The sequence below is a fragment of the Pseudofrankia coriaricola genome (assembly GCF_001854805.1).
Lineage (GTDB): Bacteria > Actinomycetota > Actinomycetes > Frankiales > Frankiaceae > Pseudofrankia.
Window position 1 is genome coordinate 69,987 of record NZ_MBLO01000036.1, and the last position, 21,635, is coordinate 91,621.

The following is a 21,635-nucleotide window of genomic DNA, read 5'->3' on the forward strand; positions in this document are numbered from 1 at the left end:
CCAGCCAGGGAATGATGTCGCACGTGACGACCTCCACCTCGACGACAGACGCGACGACGACCGAGACCGTTCCCGCCGCCCCCGGAGCGTTGCCGCTCGCCGGGCTGCTCGTCGTCGGCCTGGAGCAGGCCGTCGCCGCGCCGCTGGCGACCCGGCACCTCGCGGACCTCGGCGCCCGCGTCGTCAAGGTGGAGAACCCGAACGGCGGCGACATGGCCCGCTCGTACGACGGGGCCTGGCATGGCGAGATCGGCGCGCACTTCGCCTGGTTGAACCGGGGCAAGGAGTCGTTCGCCGTCAACCTGCGCGACCCGCGCGGCGCGGCGGCGTTGGAGGAACTGGTATCCCGCGCGGATGTCGTCGTGCAGAACCTCGCCCCCGGGGGCGCCGCCCGCCGGGGGCTGGCCGCCGAGCAGCTGCACGCGAGATACCCGCGGATCATCGCCGTCGACATCTCCGGCTACGGCGAGGGCGGCCCGCTCTCCCACAAGCGTGCCTACGACCTGCTGGTCCAGTCGGAGTCCGGCTCCTGTGCCATCACCGGCCACCAGGGGCACCCCGCGAAGGCCGGCGTCCCGCTCGCGGACATCGGCGGCGGCATGTACACGCTGACGTCCGTGCTCGCCGCGCTGCACGCGCGCACCACGACCGGCCGGGGCGCCGCGATCCAGGTCGGCCTGTTCGACGCGGCCGTCGAGTGGATGGGCTACGCGCTCAACTTCACCATGGGCTCGGGCCTCGTCCAGGAGCCCAACGGCGTCAGCTCCCCCGCTGTCTCCCCCTATGGCAACTACAAGACGGCAGACGGCCAGGTGCTCGTGCTCGGCACGACGAACAACGGCGAGTGGCAGCGGCTGGCCCGCGAGGTCCTCGGGCAGCCCGACCTCGCCGACGACCCGCGGTTCACCGAGAACGACGACCGGGTCAGCCGGCGCGCCGAGCTCGACGTTCACCTCGCCGCCTGGGCGAGCACCGTGACCCTCGAGGACGCCCGCGAGCAGCTGGACAAGGCCGGCATCGGCAACGCCCGCCTCAACACCATCCCCGACGTCATCGACCACCCGCACCTGGCCGCCCGTGACCGCTGGCGCGAGGTCTCCTCCCCCGCCGGCCCCGTCCGCGCCGTCCTGCCGCCCCCGGTCAACAAGGACTGGGCCTTCCCGATGGGCGACATCCCGGCCCTGGGCGCCCACACCGAGTCGATCCTCACCGAGCTCGGCCGCACCCCCGACGACCTGGCCGCCCTGCGCGCCGGCGGCGTCATCTAGTGATGGAAGCCGGTGACGGCCGGCTCGTCGCCGAGCTGGGCCGGGTGCCCAACGGCCGCGAGGCGGTCGACGACGCGGCGCAGGTCCGTGGCCAGGTGATCGGCCAGATCCGGGCCGAACCCGTTGCGGACGACGACCCGTAGCACGGCGAGTTCGTCCAGCGCCGGCGGGAAGCGGTAGGCGGGGACCTGCCAGCCTCGGGTCCGCAGCAGCTCCGAGACGTCGAACACGCTGAACCCGGCGGCGCGAGCGTCGCGGATCGCGAAGGCGAACGCGGGAATGCCGGTGGCGCCGTCGGAGACGAGCTCGAAGGGGCCCATCGCGGCGATCGTGCCGGACAGCCAGGTCGCCACGTCGCGGCAGCCCTGCGTCACCTGCCGGTAGCCCTCGTGGCCGAAGCGCAGCAGCGAGTAGTACTGGCCGACGACCTGGGACGAGTCTACATCATTGGAACGTCCCGACCTGGTGGGGGAATGACGATGCAGGTAGAGATCACCTGGACGAACGGCGAGGAGATCGCGCCGGACGTGTTCGCCTACTACCGTGAGTCGGTCGAGCTGCCGGACGACCATACGGCCGACGATCTGGTACGCGAGCTGGCGCGGCTCGGCGCCGCGACGGCACCGAAGGACGAGTGACGCCGTCGGTAGGCTGCCGGACCCCGACTACCGGGACCGTACGAACGGGCGCCTACGTGGCTCACAGCGCCCATAGCGGGCAGATACGACGAAGACCCCCCGGTACGTCGGGGGGTCTTCGGGTTGTTCGGCCTGGTTACTCCTCTGCCAGTAGTTCCCGGATGCGAATGAGATCTTCGGCCGGTACCTCTTGCTTCACTTTCGAGACGACCAGTCGGGCAACCGCCGGTGTCTCCACCGGTACGGGGGGCATTTCTAGTCCGCCTGTGTATGCGGGGTGCTTGGCCGCTGACTCGGCGAGCCCTGCGAGATTTTCCAAGCCAAGGACGCGCCCGGGATCAAACCCGCGTCTGCCGCGCTGCCCCTTGGCGACTTTCAACCCGGGGGCAACTACCTTCACGATCTCCCGTTGAGCCGGCATGCTCATCCCCCGTAGGCGTGCCTCAATGGCCCCAGGGTCGCCCGTAGTGCCCTCTAGCAACTCCCGCAAGGCTTCCGGCACGGATGCGTCCTGTGCACGCTGGCGGGCAGATGTCAGGGCTTGCTCTAGTTCGTCGATCTCATCCAACAGCGCGATCTTGGATGCGCCCTTGCGTGTCTTCACCAGGGCTTGAAGCTCCACCAACTCTGCCCCAAGGTCGGCAACCTTGATCTGTGCCCGCACCACGCTGGACTCGTCCGGCGCGCCAATGATCGTCATGGCGTTCTCTGACGCCAGCACGTATGCGATGTGTCGGATTACGTGATCGTCCAAACCCTTGGCCTGAATCATGGTGCACTGCCCGATGCCGCAACACATGTAGCCCTGGTATCGGTACGGGCCGATCTTCCTAGACGTCACGGTTGAGTCGCAAACTCCACACCGGGCGATGCCTGCCAACAACGATGTGAACCGCGTTGGCCGTGCGACGTGCCGGTACTGCTCGGCAGACTCTCGGCGCCTGGCCTGGACGCGCAGGAACTCACCCTGACCGATCATGACCGGAATGTTGATCGCGTACTCACCAGCGTCAAGGTTCTCCGAACCTTCAAAGGTGCGCACGGCGGTGTACGTCTGGTTCTCCAGAATTCGACCAACGGTTGCGGCGGACCACTCATCGCCATTGCGAGGGGTAGGCACTCCCCGGGCATTCAGGTCCATGGTGATCGTGTGCCGACCCTCACCGTTGAGATATCGGGCGTAGATCTCCCGGACGACGGCGGCCGTAGCAGGGTTCTCGACCCAGCCCGTGAGACGCCCACGGGCGTCTCTCACCGCGTCGTATCCGTATGCGACGGATGATGGGGGGATTCCGGCAGCGATGTTGGCGTCAAGGCCACGCTTGGACCGTTTGCGAAGCTTTACGATCTCCTGTCGGGCGTCGTCCAATGCCTCTGTGATCGTCTTCCGGTCGCGCTCGTCCCGTGGGTCATAGACCCGATCACCTTCGGCGATCTTCACGCCCAACCGGGCGCATCGGTCGATGAACACGCGCCCCCGAGTGTCGTCACGGTCAAGGCGGGAGATCTCCCAAACGGCGACAACGTCGACCTGTCTGGCTTCGACCATCGCCACGACCCGTGGCCACGTCTCGCGCGGTGACGCAGACCAGGGAGAGGCACCCTTGCCGTCTTCGACGATCACGTCAACGATCGTCCAGCCGAGACGCTCAGCCACGCCGCGTAGAGCTGCCTCCTGCTCACCTACGGACTTGCCCGCCCGGTCGTCTGCCTTGCTTCGACGGCAGTAGAGAACGACGCGCACGTCAGCCACGGTATGCCGGCCGCCAAATGTGCTGGTCACGCGGCCACGCTCCGCACCAGCGGGCGACGGAAAATGATCGTGATGCGCTCGTCCGCCCGAAGCTCACGCCACATGGCCGAGTGCGGCCCGTCCGGGCCGCCCGTGACGCCGTCTAGCTCAATCTCGATCGTGTCCCCGTAAGGACGGTGGAAGCGCTCGACGTAGGTCACGGTGCCCGTGTTGCCGTCGGCCAGACGGGCCCTGTCACCCATGCGGACGGCGGACGCGCACGCGGGAGCTTCGTTGGTCCGGTCAACGATCGGGTACTCGACCGGCGCGGCCGGTTCCGGCGTGTTGCTGGCAGGCACGGTCAGGGCTTCGATGCGGAACGCGCCACGCTCGCGCGGGTTGACCATCTCGACCAGGCCACGGCGAACGAGAGACCCAACCGTCCGGCCGTCCAGCCGGTTGCCCTTGGCGTCGCGGTACTCGCTTCGGGCGTTCGCGCCGATCGTCCCGTAGACCTGCTCAACGGCGGTGCAACCGCCACCTGTGATGATCGTCAGCGTGCGCCGCTGAGCGTCGGAAAGCCTGGTAGCCATGGGGTTTGCCCCTCCGGTGCCCTCATCTGCTGCTGATCAGCGGATGACCTGCGCGCCGGGGCGGGAGAAGTTGAGCGCGAACGTGGGTATCGTGCCGCCGAGGTAGTCGACGTGGAAGACGAGCTCCTCGGGCAGGTGGTCGTGGTCGCGCCAGAGCACCCAGCCGACGCCCGGGTACACCAGGCCGTACTTGTGGCCCGAGGCGTTGATCGAGACGACCCGGTCGAGCCGGAAGTCCCAGACGAGGTCGGGGTCGCAGAACGGGGCGACGAAGCCGCCGGAGGCCGCGTCGACGTGCACCGGCACGTCCGGTCCGCCGCCGGCGGCGAGCCGGTCGAGCGCGGCGGCGATCTCGGCGACCGGCTCGTACGTCCCGTCGAACGTCGAGCCGAGGATGGCGACCACCCCGACCGTGTTCTCGTCGCAGTGCCGCACGGCCTCGTCCGCGGTGAGGTGGGTGCGCCCGGGCGCGAGCGGGACGAGCCGGGCCTCGACGTCCCAGTAACGGGCGAACTTCTCCCAGCAGACCTGCACGTTCGCGCCCATCACGAGGTTCGGCCGGTCGGCGGGCAGGCCGGCGGCGCGCCGCCTGGCCCGCCACCGGCGGGTCATCGCGAGGCCCGCGAGCATGCAGGCCTCCGACGAGCCGGTCGTCGAGCAGCCGACCGCGTCGCGGGCGTCGGGCGCGTGCCACAGGTCCGCGAGGATGTTCACGCAGCGCGCCTCGAGCTCGGCGGTCTGCGGGTACTCATCCTTGTCGATCATGTTCTTGGCCGCGCACTCCGCCATCAGCCGGTCGGCGTGCGGGTCCATCCAGGTGGTGACGAATGTGGCCAGGTTCAGCCGGGCGTTGCCGTCGAGCATCAGCTCGTCGCGCACCAGCTGGTAGGCGGTCTCCGGGTCCATCGGCCCCGCCGGGAGCCGGTACCGGGGCAGCTCGCCGCCGCCCTCGGCCGCGACGCCCGCCGGCCGCGTCGGCAACCGCAACTGCGGCCGCACCGCCAGTCGCGCGTCCGCCCGCTCCCCCATCGCCTGCCTGTGCAGCGCCACACCGCAAGGCTAGGGGGTCGCGAAACCCTCGGCGGCCAGGGGGCGCCAGCGGGTTCCGCGGCGTCGACGGCGCCGCGGAACCCTGGCTGTACGAACTGGCCGTCCAGATACCCCGCTCAGCCCTCGATGGGCGTGGAGGCGACGGCGCGGAACTCGGTGGGCTGGCCCTTGTCGTCCAGGGAGGTGACCAGGCCCCCGCGGACGCAGACCGCCGGGGTCGCCGGCGCTGCCTTGCCGCTGCAGCGGAACTTCATCGGGTCGGCGCCGGGCAGGTCCTTCTCCGGCATCGACTTGATCGCGGCAGTGATCGACGCCGGGGTGATGTCTCCGGAGATGCCCTCGGTCGCCGCCTGCAGCGCCGCGACGACGGTGAACATGCTCAGCGAGCCCTGGCGGTTGACCTGGATGCCCTTGCCCTTGCCGTAGCTGTCGACGACGGCGGAGAACAGCCGCGTCGACGGGTTGTCCGTGCCGATCGGGGCGGTCGCCGAGACGGTGATGCCCTTGAGCACAGAGCCCGGAACCGCCTTGCGTAGGGCGTCGGTGACGCACTGCGAGATGGCGACGACCGGGCCGGTGAAGCCGACGGAGTGCAGACCGTTGAGCCCGGCGATGCAGAACGAGTCGCTACCGATCATCTGCACAACCCGCGGGCCGGCGGCCGCGATGCGCTGCATCTGCGGCGTCATGTCGGCGGTGCCCGGCGGGACTGGCACGAGGTCCAGCTTGATGCCGGCGGCCTTGAAGGCGGCGGGCGCGACCGTCTGGTAGATGCTCATCACGGCCGGCACGTCGATGGCGACGACGGACACCGTGTCGATCTTCTTGTCCTTCGCCAGCTGGATCGGCAGGCTGACCAGGGAGAACAGCGCATCGCTCAGGACGAACGTCGAGTCCTTGTCCGTGAGGATCGAGGCCGCGTTGGCGCCACCGAAGATCACCGGGATGTGCGCCTGGTGCAGCGGCTCCCACATGCTCTCCACGACGGAGGACGACCCGACGACGACCGCGGTGACGTTCTTCTCGACCATCTGGTTCGCGCAGTCGGTGCCCTTGGCCGGGTCGGCGAGGGCGTCGCACTTGACCAGCTCGATCGGGTGCCCGCCGATGCCGCCCTTGCGGTCGTTGAGATAGGCGACGGTCGTGTCGGCGACGGGACTCTCGAAGGAGAGGTCCGTGACGGCGCCCTTGCCGTCCGAGATCATCCCGATCTTGACGGGCGCGCCCTTTGCGGGGTTCAGGGCGCCGAGCACCTGATCCGTGCCGGCCGTGCTGGCGGTGGCCGCCGGGGCCGCGCCGCCCTCGTCGTCGCTGCCGGAGCCGCCGCAGGCGGCGAGCAGCAGGCTCGCCGCGACGGTGGCTAACGCGGCTAATGCGGCTGACGCGCGGACGTGCCCACGCGCCCGCCGTCGCCCTCGGTCGCCGGACGGGCTGTTGGCTGGTATCTCTATGGCGTGCATGTGGTATCCCTCTACTCGCCGGAGCTCGGGAGTGAATGCTCGCGTACCATGGTCATTTGGTCAACGGATTGACAAATGCCCTGGATAAATGAGCCAGAAAGCCGCGGTCACGCCGCGTCACGAGGACGAGGGATCCCGGGTCAGGTCGGCTGCCGCCAGCCGACAGACATCCCATGGGCTCGGATGTCCAGCCACGCGGCGGCCCGCGACACGGTCCCAGCGACCAGCAAATGCACCTCGGCCACACCTGGTGACAGCGCATCGGCGCTCTACCAACCCGACCACCTCGTCAGCCCGGCCCAAGGCGCACCACCGCCAGAAGCCAGGACCCCGGCACCACGCCAGGAGCAGGGTTCCTGCCGGATCGCGAAGCGATCTGGGAGGTTAGGCTCAGCGCCCGACACGGGGCGAGCGCGCCCAGCGCCTCGCCCCGACGGGTGAGCAGCGCCCGACGGTATGATTTTCCGATGGTGGCCTGTCGCCCGTCGGCTCCGGAGGCCTTAGCCAGGCGGCGCGCGACAAGGGCGCGCATGGCTGGGGATGGTGTCCTGCCATGACGGCGGAGGTTCGACCTCACCTGCGAGCCGACGCGCGCCGCAACCGCGACCGCATCATCGCCACGGCCACCCAGGCATTCGCCGACGACGGGCCCGACGTGCCGATGGAGGAGATCGCCCGGCTCGCCGGCGTCGGTGTCGGCACGCTGTACCGCCACTTCCCCGACCGGGAGGCGCTGGTCGTGGCCGTCGTGCGCGACAGCCTGGCGACCTCGCTCGCCAGGGCCCGCGCGGCGGCCGACGAGACCGCGGCCGACGAGACCGCGGCCGACGGCCGTGCCTGGGACGCGCTGGTACGCAGCCTCAGCCCGTCGCGCGAGCTGCGGCTCACGATGCGACTGACCGTCCTGTTCTCACCGGGGATGGCGGCGGCCGTGCGCGCCGACCCGGCCATCACCAGGATCCGCCGCGAGTACGCCGAGGCGCTCGACGCCCTGATCCGCGCGGCCCAGACCGAGGGGTCACTGCGCCCCGACGTCGGCTCCGGCGACGTCGCCCACCTGCTCGCGCTCGCCGCCTACAGCCTCAGCCGCGGCCTCGGCACGACGGCCGAGATCGCCTTCGATCGCGCCCGCGCCATCATCCTCGACGGCTTGCGCGCCCGCCCCACGACGCCGCTGCCCGGCCATCCCCTGACTACGACCGACCTCGCCGCCGAATAGCGCCGACCAGCCGACCGGCCCGCGCCGTAAGCGTTCCGGCGCAGGCTGAGAGACGAAGAGCCCGCCCATGATCTGGTGGAATTTTCGGAGCCATGGCTCCCACAACTCCACCAGATCATGGAAACCGGCCGGTGGGACAGCCCGCGGGCGGGCACGCCGCGCCCGCGTTCCGCGGGCGATACGCGGGTGGCTTCCGCTCAGCCGTTCGGAAGGCGTAGAACCAACTCAACCCGACGGTTGAAGGCCTGGCCTTCGGGGTCGGGTGAACCGTCGGGGTTGGCGTTCTCGGCGAGGGGTCTGGTGCTGCCCATGCCGACGGCGGTGACCTCGGTGGCGTTGACGCGGTGGTCAAGCAGGTAGGCCCGGACGGCGCCGGCCCGGCGTTCCGACAGTGCCTGATTCGCGCCGGCGGTGCCGGTCGAGTCGGTGTGGCCGCGGACCTGGATCTTGCCGCCGGGGAACCTCGAGTTGATCAGCTTGATGGTGTTGTCCATCGTGTCGGTGCTGCCGATTGCGTCGCTGCCGGTCGCGAACAGGTTGTCGCTGTTGAACACGACGATGACGACCTTCACGCCGGCCGTGTCCCGGGCCAGCAGCAGGCTGCCCGAGATTCCGGTGAGGTCGATGTCGGTGGAGCCCGGCAGTCGATACAGCGATCCGTCGACGAGCCGGCTGCCACTTTCCGGCTCGTTGGCCGTGCCGATCTCGCACGGGATGCGCAGCACCAGCCCGCCACCGAAGTCCTGCGTGTCGCAGGTCGGGTCGGGCTGACCGTCGCCGTCGTAGTCGTCCAGTCCCGGCTGCGCCCCCGGCGGCAGGGTGGTCGCCGCGTCGTCGGGAGCCGCGTCCGCCGTCGGTTCGGCGGATGTGGCCGCGACCGAGGTGGGGCTCGTGGGCCCCGTATCCGGCCCACCATCCGATCCCCCGCACCCTGTGCAGCCCACCCCGAGCGTGACCGCCGCGGCTAGCAGACGCCACCCGTGAAGCCGTTTCATATATCCCCCCATGGCCGAAGCAGACGCAGCGTAGCCCTCCGAGAGAAAGCCCGGAGGGCGCCGAGCGTGTCGGCCATCCGTCCGCACACGGAAGTGGGGAATACGGTTGACTTGGACGCACGGCGCAGGAACGGGCCGACGGATTGGTTCCAGCGCCGGCGAAGGGTCGTCGAAGCCTGGCACGACGCCAGCTGCATGCGCCGCGCGGCCGGGACGGCGTAGCACGGTCTCATCTCTACGCTTTCCTGAAACAGGCGCAACCCTTTGCGTAGGTCCCGTTCTTCGACCACGAGTAGCGGCGCAGCAGTCCGATGTAGGCGCGCGCCCGCTCCGTCGCGTCTTTCCGGTCGCGGCGACGCGCCCGGCCATGCGAAAACTTCTGGATGACCTCCACTGCCGTGGTGGCCAGGATCTCGCCACCCGCGATGGCACGGATCAGGCGCTGGCAGGACTCCTTCAGCCTGGCCGGGCCGGGCCCCGGCCAACGCGGGCAGGCGGTCGGGTCAGGGCTGCCTGGTGGGGACGACGAGGGCGTCCACGGCTACGACGCCCTGGCCCGCCGGGCGGACCAGGATGGGGTTGATGTCGAGCTCGGAGATGGCGTCGCCGAGGTCGAGGGCCAGGGACTGCAGGCGCAGGATGACGTCGACGAGGGCGTCGATGTCGCCGGCGGGGCGGCCGCGGGTGCCGCGCAGGATCTTCACGCCCTTCGTCGACTCGATGACCCTGCGGGCGCGGGCGGCGTCGAACGGCGGGACGGCGAAGGCGACGTCGGCGAACACCTCGGTGAACACGCCGCCGAGGCCGAACGTGATGGTCGGGCCGAACGGGTGCTGATGCGACAGGCCCAGGATCACCTCGGCGACCGCGTCGGTCACCATCTGGGCGACGAGCACGCCGTCGATCGCCGCCTCGGGCGCGGCGCTCGCGGCGGTGGCCAGCAGCCGGTCGTAGGTCGCCCGGACAGCGTCCTCGTCGGCGACGCCGACGGCTACCAGCCCGAGATCGGACTTGTGGGCGATGTCCGCGGAGACGATCTTCATGACGACCGGCGGGCCAAGCTCGGCGGCCGCCGCGACGGCGTCGTCGGCCGACGTGACGACCCGCTCCCCCGCGACCGGGATGCCATAGCCGGCGAGCAACTTCTTCGAGTCGACCTCGTTGAGGGTCGCGCCGGCCCCGGCCAGCAGCTCCCGGCCCGCGACCGCGGCGACGGCGCGCTCGGCCGGCGCCGGAATGCCGGCCGTCGCGTCGTCGCCGAACGGGCTCCGGTACGCGCGCACGAACCGCGAGTACCGGCCGAGTTCCGAAAGCCCGCGCACCGCCGCGTTGAATGAATGGAACACCGGCACACCGGCCTCGCACAGCGACCGGTAGGAGTCGTCGCGGATCGGGGAGATCCACGCCGCGACCACCGGCTTGCCTTCGCCGGCCAGGAACTTCTGGTGCAGCGCGATGAGGTCGCGCGACAGCGCGTCGCTCATGCCGGGAAACACGCCGGTGATCGGCGCGAACAGCACGTCGGTGTTCGGGTCGTCGAGCATCAGCTGGAGAACCTCGCGGTTCTCCGGGCGGGCGGTGATGACGCCGCCGGAGTCCACCGGGTTGTCCCGGCGCAGGTACCAGGGGATGTACTTCTCGAGCGCGTCGACCGTCTTCTGCCCGAACTTCGGAATTTTGACCCCGGCGGCACCGAAAAGGTCGGCGACGTGCGAGGCGGTGCCGCCGGACATCGCGTAGACGGCGATCCCGCCGGGGCCGTCGACGAGCCCCGTCTGGCAGAACATGTTCGAGATCTCGATGACCTCGTCGAGGTCGTCGACGCGGATGACGCCGTACTGGTCGAACACGGCGTCGTGCACGGCGTCGGGACCGGTGAGGTGGCCGGTGTGCGCGGCGGCCATCACCCGGCCCTCCTCGCTGCGACCGATCTTGATGGCGACGATCGGGATGCCCGCATTCGCGCAGGCGTCGGCGGCGCGCATGAACGCCTCGCCGTTCTGAAAACCCTCGACGTATGTCGCGATGGCGCCGACGTTCGGCCGGTGGGCGGCGAGGTAGCCGGCGAAGTCGGCCCACTCCAGGTCGGCCTCGTTGCCGATCGTCGCCCAGATCTCGATGCCGACACCAAGGGCCTGCGCCTGGGTGATCGGGCGGCCCTGGTAGCCGGACTGGGTGATGATGGCGAGTTTCCTGCGGCTGGGCAGCCCGTCCGGCCACGGCTCGAAGATGTTGAGGTTGGTGTTCGGGCCGAGCACCCGGGTCGCGCCGCTGGCGAGTTCCCGCAGCCTCGCCTCGGCGGCGTCGCCCTCGGCCGTTCCGAGCTCCCCGAAACCGGCCGAGAAGACGACGACGAAACCGGCGTTCCGGTTCACCGCCTCCTCGACGACCGGCAACGGGTCGCGCACCAGGACGATGACGATGTCCGGGTCGGCCGGCAGCGCGGTGACGCTCGGGTAGGCCTTCACGCCGAGAATGTCGGGCTTCTTCGGGTGCACCGGGATGACCTCGGCGCCAAGCGCGCCTAACCGCTGGTTGACCTGCGTCCACTGTGCCCGCTGTGGGCTTCCCTCGGTGTCGGACGCACCTACGACGGCGACGACCCGCGGGGAGAACAGCCGCGACCAGTCGACGTGCCGCAATCCAGGGTTGCGTGGGCCAGGGTGCCGCGGCTCGGGCATGACACAGACCTCCTCGACGTACGGGCTGACGGCCGGCGGCGGATCTTAAAAGCCGCGGAAGCGGGTGGGCCGGCGTTCGACGAAGCTCGCGACGCCCTCGTTCGAGTCGACGGTGTTCGACATGACGTCGACGATCCAGGCCTCCTCCTGGGCGAGGGTGTGCCGTTCGACGTCGAGCGACCGGTTGAGCAGCCACTTGTTCGCGCTGTGCGCCCTGGTCGGCCCAGCGGCGAGCCGCCCGGCGATGTCGGCGACGGTGGCATCGAACTCGTCCGCCGGCACCGACCGGGTGATCAGCCCGATCTCGGCGGCGCGCGGCGCGGGAACGTCCTCGGCGAGCAGCACCAGCTCGCGCGCCCTGGTGAGGCCGACCAGCCGCGGCAGCAGCCAGGTGCCGAGACCGTCGACGGCGAGGCCACGGCGGGCGAAGACCTCGATGAACTTCGCCTTCTCGGTCGCGACGACGATGTCGCAGGCGAAGGCGATGTGCGCGCCGATGCCGGCGGCGGTGCCGTTGACGGCGGCGACGACCGGCTTCTCGCAGTCCAGGATGGCGTGGATCAGCCGGATCGCGCCGCGCAGCATGGCGCGCCGGACGTCGCCGACCAGCTTCTCCGGGACGTCGTCCGGCCGAGCCGGGGGCGCGGACTGGTTACGCAGGTCCGCCCCGGTGCAGAAGAACCGTCCGGTCGCGGTCAGCACGACGCAGCGGACCGTCGGGTCCTCGTTGAACTGGTCGAGCCAGGCGATGATCTTCTCACGCTGGTCCGCGGTGAGCGCGTTACCGGCGTCCGGCCGGTTCAGCGTGATGGTGGCGATCCCGTCCTGGACGTCGAGCGTGATCTCCCGAGGCGGGACGTCGGAACCCTCGACACCCTCGACGACGGCCGAGCTGGTCATGCGGCAGCCCTTCTTTCCATGTCTCTGATGGCCTCCATGGACGGAGGGGTGATCATGCTGCCATCCATTTCGGCCGAGTCTCTGATGGCCTCCATGGACGGAGGGGTGATCATGCTGCCATCCATTTCGGCCGGGCAAGCGAGTGTGCGACCGTGTCGGCCGCCTCCTCGGGAGTCGTGAACGCGTTCCGCAGAATCCACGCCCGCTTCAGGAAAAGGTGGATCGTGGTCTCCCACGTGAAGCCCATGCCACCGTGCACCTGGATCGCCGTCTTGGCGTTGCGCGACGCGGCATCGGCCGCCAGCACCCGGGCGCCGGCGATGGCGCGGACCGGGTTGAATGTCGGATCCGCGTAGCCGTCGTCGAACCCTTCGCCTTCGCCGTCGCCCACGCTCGTGCCGGCGTCGTCGAGCGCGACCGCGGCCGCGTCGACGGCGACACGGGCGACCTCGGCCCGGGTGAACGCCTCGGCGAGCAGGTGCTTGACGGCCTGGAAGCCGCCGATCACCCGGCCGAACTGCTCGCGCTGCTTGGCGTACGCGGTGGCGAGTTCGACGGTCCGCGTCGCGTTGCCGGCGAGCAGCGCCGAGGCGAGGACCGAGCCGCGCAGCAGCCAGCCGCGCGCCAGCTCCGGCCCGCCGACCTGCTCCCCGGCCGGCACCGCGTCGGCGAGCCACATCGGCGTCGTCGGGTCGAGCGGGTTCGGCACCGGCGTGCCCTCGACGGCGCCCGCGGCCGTCCGCCAGACGCCCTGGTCGTCGACGACGTACACGTCGGCGGCGAGGTCCAGATGCGGGATGACCCATGGCCCGCCTGCGCGGGCCGGCCCCGAGCCCGCCGGCGGGCGGGTGACGACCGTCGCGAACGCCTCGCCCGCGCCGACCCGCTCGTCAAGGTCGGCGACGAGCGCGGCCGCGACCAGCGGCCCGGGGACCAGCTCGGCCCCGAGCACCTGGAAGACCAGGCCCGCGTCGGCGACGCCGAGCTCCAGCCCGCCGCGCGCCTCCGGCTGGGTCATCGTGAACGCGCCGAGCCCGGCGAGCGCGGACCACGCGGCGCGGTCGAAGCTCGCCGCGTCCGTCCAGTTCCGCGTCGTCTCCAGCGGGAGCCGCGCACCGCACAGGTCGCGGACGGTCGCCTGCAGGGCGAGGCCGTCCTCGTCGAGATCGAAGTGCACCGCTCACCGCTCCCGGGGCAGGCCGAGGACGCGCTCGGCGAGGATGTTCTTCTGGATCTGCGAGGTGCCGGCGCCGATGCTGATCGCGAAGGCGTGCAGATGCTCGATGATGTGGCGACCGACGGGCAGGCCGGCGCCAGCGCCCAGGGGCAGCGCGTCGAGGCTGATCGCGTAGCGCTCCAGCACCTTCATCGCGACCTCGCCGAAATGGTGGATCGCCTCGGAGTAGGTCAGCTTGAAGGCCGACCCGCCCGAGGGCGGCACGCCGCCGCCGCCGGCCGCGCGGGTGACGTTGCGCCGGGTCAGCGCCCACATGGCGTCAAGCTCGGCGGCGACCTGGCCGATCTCCCGGCGGATCGCGTCGTCGTCCCAGGCCGTGCGGCTCTGGCCCGCCCTTGGCCCGGAGTGATATTGCCCGTGGCCGAGCGTCTTGGCGAGCGTCGCCAGTTCCTCGACCATCGTCATCGCGGTGAGCAGCTCGCGCACCAGCGATGTCCCGCGCTCGAAGCTGAAGGTCACCATCGCGACCCGCCAGCCGTCGTTCTCCCGGCCGACGAGGTTCTCCACCGGGACGCGGACCTCGTCCAGGAACATCTCGGCGAACTCGCTCTCGCCCTGGATGGTGCGCAGCGGGCGGACGTCGATGCCGGGGGTGTCCATCGGCATGATCAGCCAGCTGATGCCGCGGTGCTTGCCGGCGTCCGGGTCGGTGCGGACCAGCAGCTCGCAGTAGTCGGCGGCGAAGCCGTAGGACGTCCAGATCTTGCTGCCGGTGACGACGTAGTGGTCGCCGTCGCGCACGGCCCTGGTGCGCAGGCTCGCCAGGTCGCTGCCGGCACCCGGCTCGGAGAAGCCCTGGCACCAGATCGACTCGCCGCGCAGGATCCGCGGCAGGTGGAAGTCCCGCTGCTCGTCGGTCGCCTCGGCGATCAGCGTCGGGCCGGCGTGCAGCTGACCGACGAAGTGCACCCCGAGGTCGGGGGCGCCGGCCGCCGCCGACTCGGCGAGGAAGATCAGCTGTTCGGACGCGGTCGCGCCGCGGCCTCCGTAGGCGGCCGGCCAGTCGATGCCGGCGTAGCCGGCGTCGAAGAGCATCCGCTGCCAGCGCTGGTCGTAGGCCTTCTTGGCCGGCCAGTCGCCGTAGGCGGGCCGCGGGCCGAGGACTGGCAGGTTCTCGGCGAGCCAGGCACGCACCTCCTTGCGGAACCTCGCGTCGGACTCGGAGTCCCGCAGCCGCATGCTCCACCTCGTCTCGTCCGGCGGACCCGGCCTCGCCGGTCCCTGGGCAGGCCCCGGGCACGTGGCCTCGCCATCGTCGCGCGCCCTTCGCCCAAGCAGGCGCCCACGCCGGAGGGGACGGGGGCTACGCCCCCTCCGGCGCCGCCTCGCCCGCGGCGCCGACATCGTTGGCGGCTCCGCAAACGGTTGGCCGGGCAGATCGTATACATTATGCTAGCGCAGCGGACCGCCGCGACACCAGCGACAGCCGCGATCCGCCGGGAGCGGCCGGACGGCGGTGACCGCGGGCGACGCAGGCGGCCGTACAGCGGCGCGGCGGTCGATCGAGCAGTGACGAGCAGTACTCAGCCGGATCGGTGGTGCATACGGCCATGACAGACCTGACGACAGAGCAGCTCCCGCAGGTGGTGGGCGGGCCCGACGTCGACGCGTCGGTCCTGGCGAAGATCCCGGATCTCATCGACATGGACGCGCACGTCGTCGAGGCGCCGGAGGTGTGGAGCTCCCGGCTGCCCGCGAAGCACCGCGAGCAGGGCCCACGCATCGTCATGGCCCCGGCCGGCGAGGTGAAGCTCGTCGGCTCCAGCTACATCGAGGCTCCTGGCACCGACGGTCCGGACGTTGCCTGGTGGAGCTACGAGGGCCGGATGACGAGCCTCAAGCGCTACATCGCCGCGGCCGGCGTCCCCGCCGACGAGGTCACCATGGACGGCATCACCTTCGACGACATGCGCCCCGGCTGCTGGAAGGTGGCCGACCGGATCGCCGACATGGACATCAACGGGGTCGCCGCGCAGCTCGCATTCCCGAACTACCCGCGGTTCTGCGGGCAGATCTTCCTGTGGGGCAAGGACAAGGAGCTGTCGAAGCTCTGCGTCGAGGCCTACAACGACTGGATGGTCGAACAGTGGTGTGGCACGTCGGGCGGGCGGCTGCTCCCGCTGTGCATCGTGCCGCTGTGGGACGTGAGCCTGGCCGCCGCCGAAGTGCGCCGCAACGCGGCCCGTGGCGTGCGCGCGGTCGCGTTCACCGAGCTTCCGGCGTACCTGGACCTGCCGAGTCTGCACTCGGGGTACTGGGACCCGTTCTTCGCCACCTGCGCGGAGACGGGCACCGTCGTCGCGATGCACATCGGGTCGGGCACCAAGGTCATGCAGACGGCACCGGACGCGCCCGAGGCCGTGCAGGCGACAGTCCTGTTCAGCAACAGCGCCGGCAGCCTCGTCGACTTCCTGTTCTCCGGCGTGCCGCATCGTTTCCCGGACCTCAAACTCATGTACGCCGAGGCCCAGATCGGCTGGATCCCGTACGTGCTCGACCGGGCCGACGACGTGTGGCTGACCCACCGCGGCTGGGCGCACGGCCAGCTGCACTGCCCCGAGCCACCGTCGGTCTACTACCGCCGCCAGGTCTACAGCTGCTTCTTCAAGGACCCGGTGGGCGTCGACCTGCTCGACCGGATCGGCATCGACAACGTCGTCTTCGAGACCGACTACCCGCACCAGGACGGCACCTGGCCGCAGTCGAAGAAGGCCGCCGCGCAGCAGTTCGGCCACCTGCCCCAGGCGGACATCGACAAGATCGCCCGTGGCAACGCGGCCAGGCTCCTGGGCCTGGAGCTGTGATTCTTGGTTCGCTCCGTCCGGGCGCGGCGCTGTGTTGCTGGTTCGCTCCGTCCGGGCACGGCACTCCGGCCCCGTACTCGCTTCGCTCCCACGGGACCTCCGCGCCGTGTCCTCCTCCGCGAACGTGCGCTTCGGCGACCTCCGCTGCGGCCCAACCACGTTCGCTTCGCTCCGTGGCCGGGCCTCCGCGGAGGCGCGCCTCCGCGCCAGCTCGGTTGCTCGGTCCTGACCGTTACGACCGGGGTCTTCCGCATCTACCGTCATAGCAGGCCGTAAGACCGAAAGGCGGCCCATCCGTGGTCACGAATGCCAACGACGCCACCGCGACCGAAGGGAAGCCCGAGGCCAACGGCGAGGCCAGGACCGAGGCCAAGGAGCGCAGGCCCGACGGGACGATCACCGACGAGGGGATCGCGCGGCTGCGGGCCCGGATCGGCATCGCCGAGCCGCACACCGCCCCGCCGCAGTACCGGCGCCCGAACGTCGACGCGTTCCGCAACGTGGCCCGCTGCTACGGCGACGACAACCGGCTGTGGTGCGACGAGGACTACGCGACCGCCTCGGTGTGGGGCGGGCCGATCGCCCCGCCGCCGCTCGTCGGCGGCGACACCCTCATCGGCGAGGACGAGGTCACCCGCATCCCGGACCACCTGCGCGACGTGATGAAGGGCGACCCGCTGCGCGGGGTGCACGCCTTCTACTCGGCGGCGTCCCGCGAGTGGTGGGCACCGCTGCGGCCGGGGCTGCGGGTGTTCCGCCGCAACGCCCTCGTCGGCGTGCACGACAAGGTGAGCGAGTTCGCCGGCCGGGCGGTCCACGAGTGGGGCGGCCAGGTCTTCATGGACGAGACCGGCACGCCGCTGTCCGGGCAGTACCGCAACATGGTCCGCACCGAGCGCCGCAAGGCCCGGGAGCGCGGCAAGTACGCGAAGGTCGAGCCCCAGCGCTACACCGACGAGCAGATCGCCGAGATCGAGGCGGCCTACGACGCCGAGGCCGCCGCCCGGCGCGGCGGCGACCCGCGCCACTGGGAGGACGTCCAGGTCGGCGACACGGTCGGGCCGATGGTGAAGGGCCCGCTGCGCGTCACCGACATGGTCTGCTGGCACGTCGGCATGGGCATGGGCCTCTACGGCGTCGCCCCGCTGCGCCTGGCGCTGACGAACCGCCGGCGCATCCCGGGCTTCTACTATCGCGACGACCTGAACATCCCGGACGTGCAGCAGCGGGTGCACTGGGACCCGGAGCTCGCCCGCCGCGCCGGCAACCCGACGACCTACGACTACGGCCGGATGCGCGAGACCTGGCTCATTCATCTGTGCACCGACTGGATGGGCGACGACGCCTGGCTGTGGAAGCTCTCCTGCGAGTTCCGCAAGTTCAACTACGTCGGCGACACGCAGTGGCTGCGCGGCACGGTCGTGAAGAAGTACCTGGCCGACGGCGGCCGGCCCGCCGTCGACCTGGAGCTTGCGGCGACCAACCAGCGCGACGAACTCACGACGCCCGGTACGGCGACGATCTTGTTGCCCAGCCGGGAGCACGGCGCCGTCCGCCTGCCCGACCCGCCCGGCGGCACCGGCAACCTCCAGAGCACTCTCGACGCGATCGTCGAGCAGTTCCGGTGAGCGTGACGAGCGTGATGAGCGCGGCGACGCGGCGAGCCCACGACCTGGGTCAGGGCTGACGTGACGAGCGACGATCCGGCCGCCGTTCCCGGCGCCGCCGCCTACGACAGCGTGCCGGGCCTCAGCATCGTGCTCGACGGGCCGGTCCTGCGGCTGACCCTGGACCGGCCGACGAAGCGCAACGCGATCAACGACACGATGATGTACGGGCTGATCGACGCGATCGCCCAGGCCGGCACCGACGAGGCCGTCCGGGTCATCCTGCTGCGCGGCAACGGCGAGAACTTCTGCGGCGGCGCGGACATCGTCGCCCGCAATGCCGCCGGCGGGGCGAAGCCGCGGGCGGGCTCGATCCAGCGCCGGCTGCCGTTCCAGGCGCACCGGCTGATCCCGCTGATCTGCGGCCTGCAGACCCCGGTGGTGTGCGCGGTGCAGGGCTGGACGACCGGGATCGGCCTGGCGCTGGCCGTCGCGGCCGACGTGACGGTCGCCGCCGCGGACACCCGGTTCTGGGCGCCGTTCTCCGAGCGCGGCTTCACCCCGGACAGCGGCCTGACCTGGCTGCTGCCACGCCGGGTCGGCGAGGTGCGGGCCCGGCGGATGCTGCTGCTCGGCGAGCGGATCGACGCGGCCACCGCCGTCGAGTGGGGCCTGATCCACGCCGCCGCCGCGGCCGAGGAGCTCGAGGCGGCCGTGGGCGGCGTCGTGGCCCGGCTCGCGGCCGGCCCCACGGTCGGGCTGGGCCTGACCAAGTGGCTGCTGCACGTCGGCGCGTCGAACAACCTGGACGACCAGCTGCGCAGCGAGGGCTTCGGCATGGAGCTCTCATCGCGCAGCGAGGACTTCCGGGAGGGCCTGGCAGCCTTCGCCGCCAAGCGCTCGCCGAACTTCAAGGGGCGGTGACAGGGATGTCGGTGACGACGCCGGACGCGCCGGACGCGGCCAGCGGCCCGGACGCGGTGCTTCCCAAGGGCGCCGCGGACGCGAAGGGGCCGGTCGGGCCGGACGGCAGGCTGCTGCTCGCCGCGGACGCGACGCCGGAAGAGACCCACGCCCAGGTGCGCGCGTGGGTCGAGGCGAACGTGCCGGTGGCCTGGCGCGAAGCGGCCACGGCTGGCGGGCGGGCGGCGATCCGGAGAGTTCGCAGCCGGGCGGACTACGAGCGCTGGTACCCGGTGTTCGGCGTCTCCGGGCTGGTCGCGGCCCGATGGGCGCCCGAGTACGGCGGCCTCGGTCTGTCGTCGGGGGCCGCCCGGGCCGCCGACGAGGAGCTGCGCCCGTACAACCTGGGCCGGCTCAACCCGCTGGGCCTGGCGAACGCCGCCGCCGCGCTGTTCGCGCACGGCACCGAGGAGCAGAAGCGCCGCTTCCTGCCGCCGATCGTGCGCAACGAGGAGGTGTGGTGCCAGCTGTTCTCCGAGCCCGGCGCCGGCTCCGACCTCGCGTCGCTGGCCACCCGGGCCGTCCGCGAGGGTGACAACTGGATCGTCACCGGCCAGAAGGTCTGGACGACCTGGGGCTTCCTGGCCGACTACGGCGTGCTGCTGGCCCGCACCGACCCGGACGTACCGAAGCGGAACGGCATCACCTACTTCCTCATCGACATGCGCCAGCCGGGCGTCGAGGTGCGCTCGCTGCGGCACGTCACCGGCGAGGTCGACTTCTGCGAGGTCTTCCTCGACGACGCGGTCGTCCCGGACAGCCAGCGGCTCGGCGCGGTCGGCGACGGCTGGCGGGTCGGCAACTCCACCCTGTCCGGCGAGCGGCAGATGGTCTCCGGCTCCGGCTCCGGCGGCGTCGACCGGATCGGCGGCTCGGGCGCGCTGCATCTGGTGAAGCTCGCAAGGGACGTCAGCGCCGCGGGCCGGCCGGGCGGCTGGGACGAGCCGACCGTCCGGCAGGAGATCGCGCACCTCTACAGCGAGGAGCGGATCCGGGCCTGGACGAACGAGCGCATCCGCGCCCGACTCGCCGCCGGGCTCGCGCCCGGTCCGGAGAGCTCGATCGGCAAGGTCCACCAGGGCGACCTCAACCAGCGCACCCAGGCGCTGGCCGCCGACCTGCTCGGCGCGTACGGCGCCGCCTGGGAGTCGGAGTTCCTTCCCGGCACCGAGCACGCGGGCGCTGACGGCGCCCCGCTCGACCCGGCCGAGGTCTACGCCGAGTCCCTCCCCCACGAGGTACGGGGCATGCTGCGCAGCCGCGCCAACACGATCGAGGGCGGGACGTCCGAGGTGAACAAGAACATCCTCGCCGAGCGGGTGCTGGGCCTGCCTCGCGAGCCCGACCAGTACCGCGGCAAGGCCTGGAAGGACGTCCCCCGCAGCTGACCGCGCCCTCACGAGATCGCTGCCAGTCAGAGCTGGTCGACGTCGGGGCCAATCGAAGTCAGAGCTATTCGAAGTCAGAGCTATTCGGAGTCGGAGCTATTCGGAGTCGGAGTAGATGGCTGAGGAGTACCAGACCCTTCGGGTCAGTCGGGACGGGCCGGTCGGCTGGCTCGAGCTGAACCGGCCGAAGGCCGGCAACGCCATGGACGGCGCCATGTTCGACGAGCTGCCGCGCGCCTGGGCCGAACTCGACGCCGACCCGGAGGTGCGCGTCATCGTCAACGTCGGCGCCGGCCGGGACTTCTGCACCGGCCTGGACGTCGTCCAGCTCAGCCGCGACCCGGGCGCGCTGCGCGAGCAGTCCCGGCGGACCAAGCGGTCCGAGCTGCGGATCACCGGCTGGCACTGCGGGGTCGTCAAGCCGGTGATCGCCGCGATCCAGGGGCGGGTCGTCGGCGGCGGCCTGCACTTCGTCGCGGACGCGGACGTCGTCATCGCCGCATCCGACGTCACGTTCATCGACTCGCACGTGTCGGTCGGGCAGGTGACCGCGTTCGAGGGCATCGCGCTGACCCGCAAGCTCGCCGCCGAGACGATCATGCGGCTGGCGCTCGCCGGGCGGCACGAGAAGCTCGGCGCCGCCCGGGCCTACCAGCTCGGCATGGTCAGCGAGGTCGCCCGGGACCCGGCCGACCTGCGCGAGCGGGCCGCGGACCTGGCCGCGAAGATCGCCCGCAACTCGCCGGCGGCAATGGCCGCGACCAAGCGCGCTCTCTACCGCGCGCTGGAGGACGGCCTGACGGCCGCCTGCCAGGCCGCGGCCGCCGACCTCGTCGGCCTGTGGGGCCACCCCGACCAGGTCGAGGGCCCGGCGGCGTTCGTCGAGAAGCGCGCGGCGCGCTGGGCGTCACTCGACCGGGAGGCGGAGCACGAGAAGGTGCTCGCCTCGCGGAAGCCGACAGCGGAGCGTGTCAGATGAGCCCGTCTATAGGCTTGCCCATCCGCCACGAACCCCAGGCCGTCCGTTGGACTGTGGCGGATGGGCAAGCCTCTGGGCTTGCCCATCCGCCACGCTTCGGCCTCGGCGGCTCGCATGGACC

The 21,635-nt window shown here is 71.2% G+C and carries 17 protein-coding genes and 1 pseudogene; 8 read left to right on the plus strand and 10 right to left on the minus strand.

Annotation, left to right across the window (positions count from 1 at the left end; translation table 11 throughout):
- The first annotated feature begins 23 nt into the window (after nucleotides 1–23).
- Nucleotides 24–1,268, plus strand: a complete 1,245-nt coding sequence (locus BCD48_RS06615; protein WP_491677119.1) for a CaiB/BaiF CoA transferase family protein — start codon at nucleotides 24–26, stop codon at nucleotides 1,266–1,268.
- Here BCD48_RS06615 and BCD48_RS06620 read toward each other — a convergent pair.
- Nucleotides 1,265–1,642, minus strand: coding sequence for a PLP-dependent aminotransferase family protein (locus BCD48_RS06620; RefSeq protein WP_071047406.1), 378 nt, complete (start codon nucleotides 1,640–1,642; stop codon nucleotides 1,265–1,267). The two genes, BCD48_RS06615 and BCD48_RS06620, sit on opposite strands and share 4 nt — an antisense overlap.
- A 99-nt stretch (nucleotides 1,643–1,741) precedes the next feature.
- Here BCD48_RS06620 and BCD48_RS52080 point away from each other — a divergent pair, with 99 nt between their 5' ends.
- Nucleotides 1,742–1,906, plus strand: a complete 165-nt coding sequence (locus tag BCD48_RS52080; protein ID WP_198543137.1) for a hypothetical protein — start codon at nucleotides 1,742–1,744, stop codon at nucleotides 1,904–1,906.
- Nucleotides 1,907–2,042: 136 nt separating this feature from the next.
- On the opposite strand, the gene BCD48_RS06625 is transcribed toward BCD48_RS52080, so the two are convergent.
- From BCD48_RS06625 to BCD48_RS06640, 4 genes and pseudogenes are all read right to left on the minus strand, one after another.
- Nucleotides 2,043–3,689, minus strand: coding sequence for a recombinase family protein (locus tag BCD48_RS06625; protein WP_083418260.1), 1,647 nt, complete (start codon nucleotides 3,687–3,689; stop codon nucleotides 2,043–2,045).
- On the minus strand, nucleotides 3,686–4,231 hold the full coding sequence (locus BCD48_RS06630) for a hypothetical protein (protein WP_071047408.1): 546 nt from the start codon (nucleotides 4,229–4,231) through the stop codon (nucleotides 3,686–3,688). Before BCD48_RS06630 ends, BCD48_RS06625 begins: the two co-directional genes overlap by 4 nt.
- Nucleotides 4,232–4,273: 42 nt before the next feature.
- Nucleotides 4,274–5,281: pseudogene (gene gad, locus BCD48_RS06635) on the minus strand (glutamate decarboxylase); the annotation flags it as partial.
- 116 nt (nucleotides 5,282–5,397) lie between these two features.
- Entirely contained in the window at nucleotides 5,398–6,741 is a 1,344-nt protein-coding gene (locus BCD48_RS06640; RefSeq protein ID WP_083418261.1) for an ABC transporter substrate-binding protein, read from the minus strand.
- 553 nt (nucleotides 6,742–7,294) lie between these two features.
- Between BCD48_RS06640 and BCD48_RS06645 the strand changes: the two genes are divergently transcribed.
- Nucleotides 7,295–7,960, plus strand: a complete 666-nt coding sequence (locus BCD48_RS06645; protein ID WP_071047409.1) for a TetR/AcrR family transcriptional regulator — start codon at nucleotides 7,295–7,297, stop codon at nucleotides 7,958–7,960.
- Nucleotides 7,961–8,157: 197 nt separating this feature from the next.
- Here BCD48_RS06645 and BCD48_RS06650 read toward each other — a convergent pair whose 3' ends face one another.
- The 5 genes from BCD48_RS06650 to BCD48_RS06670 all read right to left on the minus strand — a co-directional run bounded on the left by BCD48_RS06650 (nucleotide 8,158) and on the right by BCD48_RS06670 (nucleotide 14,952).
- The gene (locus tag BCD48_RS06650) at nucleotides 8,158–8,955 is read right to left on the minus strand and encodes an OmpA family protein (RefSeq protein ID WP_083418262.1); all 798 of its coding nucleotides are present in this window, start codon (nucleotides 8,953–8,955) and stop codon (nucleotides 8,158–8,160) included.
- A gap of 503 nt (nucleotides 8,956–9,458) precedes the next feature.
- Complete coding sequence (locus BCD48_RS06655) at nucleotides 9,459–11,636, minus strand: acetate--CoA ligase family protein (RefSeq protein WP_071047411.1); 2,178 nt, start codon at nucleotides 11,634–11,636, stop codon at nucleotides 9,459–9,461.
- 45 nt (nucleotides 11,637–11,681) lie between these two features.
- Complete coding sequence (locus BCD48_RS06660; protein ID WP_071047412.1) at nucleotides 11,682–12,536, minus strand: enoyl-CoA hydratase/isomerase family protein; 855 nt, start codon at nucleotides 12,534–12,536, stop codon at nucleotides 11,682–11,684.
- Nucleotides 12,537–12,645: 109 nt separating this feature from the next.
- Nucleotides 12,646–13,713, minus strand: a complete 1,068-nt coding sequence (locus tag BCD48_RS06665) for an acyl-CoA dehydrogenase family protein (RefSeq protein ID WP_071047413.1) — start codon at nucleotides 13,711–13,713, stop codon at nucleotides 12,646–12,648.
- A 3-nt stretch (nucleotides 13,714–13,716) separates the two neighbouring features.
- The gene (locus BCD48_RS06670) at nucleotides 13,717–14,952 is read right to left on the minus strand and encodes an acyl-CoA dehydrogenase family protein (RefSeq protein WP_071047414.1); all 1,236 of its coding nucleotides are present in this window, start codon (nucleotides 14,950–14,952) and stop codon (nucleotides 13,717–13,719) included.
- Nucleotides 14,953–15,323: 371 nt separating this feature from the next.
- Between BCD48_RS06670 and BCD48_RS06675 the strand changes: the two genes are divergently transcribed.
- The 5 genes from BCD48_RS06675 to BCD48_RS06695 all read left to right on the plus strand — a co-directional run bounded on the left by BCD48_RS06675 (nucleotide 15,324) and on the right by BCD48_RS06695 (nucleotide 21,514).
- A complete protein-coding gene (locus BCD48_RS06675; RefSeq protein ID WP_083418263.1) occupies nucleotides 15,324–16,577 on the plus strand; it encodes an amidohydrolase family protein in 1,254 nt (417 codons plus the stop codon).
- 296 nt (nucleotides 16,578–16,873) lie between these two features.
- A complete protein-coding gene (locus BCD48_RS06680) occupies nucleotides 16,874–18,205 on the plus strand; it encodes a hotdog family protein (protein WP_198543125.1) in 1,332 nt (443 codons plus the stop codon).
- A 60-nt stretch (nucleotides 18,206–18,265) separates the two neighbouring features.
- Nucleotides 18,266–19,108 carry an enoyl-CoA hydratase-related protein gene (locus BCD48_RS06685; protein WP_071047415.1) on the plus strand — a complete coding sequence of 281 codons (843 nt, stop codon included), beginning with the start codon at nucleotides 18,266–18,268 and terminating at the stop codon, nucleotides 19,106–19,108.
- Between the two features lie 5 nt (nucleotides 19,109–19,113).
- Nucleotides 19,114–20,535 carry an acyl-CoA dehydrogenase family protein gene (locus BCD48_RS06690; RefSeq protein ID WP_198543126.1) on the plus strand — a complete coding sequence of 474 codons (1,422 nt, stop codon included), beginning with the start codon at nucleotides 19,114–19,116 and terminating at the stop codon, nucleotides 20,533–20,535.
- A 115-nt stretch (nucleotides 20,536–20,650) separates the two neighbouring features.
- Nucleotides 20,651–21,514 (plus strand): enoyl-CoA hydratase/isomerase family protein, encoded by an 864-nt coding sequence (locus BCD48_RS06695; RefSeq protein ID WP_071047416.1) that lies wholly within the window; start codon nucleotides 20,651–20,653, stop codon nucleotides 21,512–21,514.
- Nucleotides 21,515–21,635: the final 121 nt, after the last annotated feature.

Excerpts from the sequence above, each read along its gene's own strand:
- BCD48_RS06650 (WP_083418262.1), bottom strand. The coding sequence starts at position 8,955 with ATGAAACGGCTTCACGGGTGGCGTCTGCTAGCCGCGGCGGTCACGCTC.
- BCD48_RS06640 (WP_083418261.1), bottom strand. The coding sequence starts at position 6,741 with ATGCACGCCATAGAGATACCAGCCAACAGCCCGTCCGGCGACCGAGGG.
- BCD48_RS06675 (WP_083418263.1), top strand. The coding sequence starts at position 15,324 with ATGACAGACCTGACGACAGAGCAGCTCCCGCAGGTGGTGGGCGGGCCC.
- BCD48_RS06645 (WP_071047409.1), top strand. The coding sequence starts at position 7,295 with ATGACGGCGGAGGTTCGACCTCACCTGCGAGCCGACGCGCGCCGCAAC.
- BCD48_RS06655 (WP_071047411.1), bottom strand. The coding sequence starts at position 11,636 with ATGCCCGAGCCGCGGCACCCTGGCCCACGCAACCCTGGATTGCGGCAC.
- BCD48_RS52080 (WP_198543137.1), top strand. The coding sequence starts at position 1,742 with ATGACGATGCAGGTAGAGATCACCTGGACGAACGGCGAGGAGATCGCG.
- BCD48_RS06630 (WP_071047408.1), bottom strand. The coding sequence starts at position 4,231 with ATGGCTACCAGGCTTTCCGACGCTCAGCGGCGCACGCTGACGATCATC.
- BCD48_RS06660 (WP_071047412.1), bottom strand. The coding sequence starts at position 12,536 with ATGACCAGCTCGGCCGTCGTCGAGGGTGTCGAGGGTTCCGACGTCCCG.
- BCD48_RS06670 (WP_071047414.1), bottom strand. The coding sequence starts at position 14,952 with ATGCGGCTGCGGGACTCCGAGTCCGACGCGAGGTTCCGCAAGGAGGTG.
- BCD48_RS06690 (WP_198543126.1), top strand. The coding sequence starts at position 19,114 with ATGTCGGTGACGACGCCGGACGCGCCGGACGCGGCCAGCGGCCCGGAC.
- BCD48_RS06695 (WP_071047416.1), top strand. The coding sequence starts at position 20,651 with ATGGCTGAGGAGTACCAGACCCTTCGGGTCAGTCGGGACGGGCCGGTC.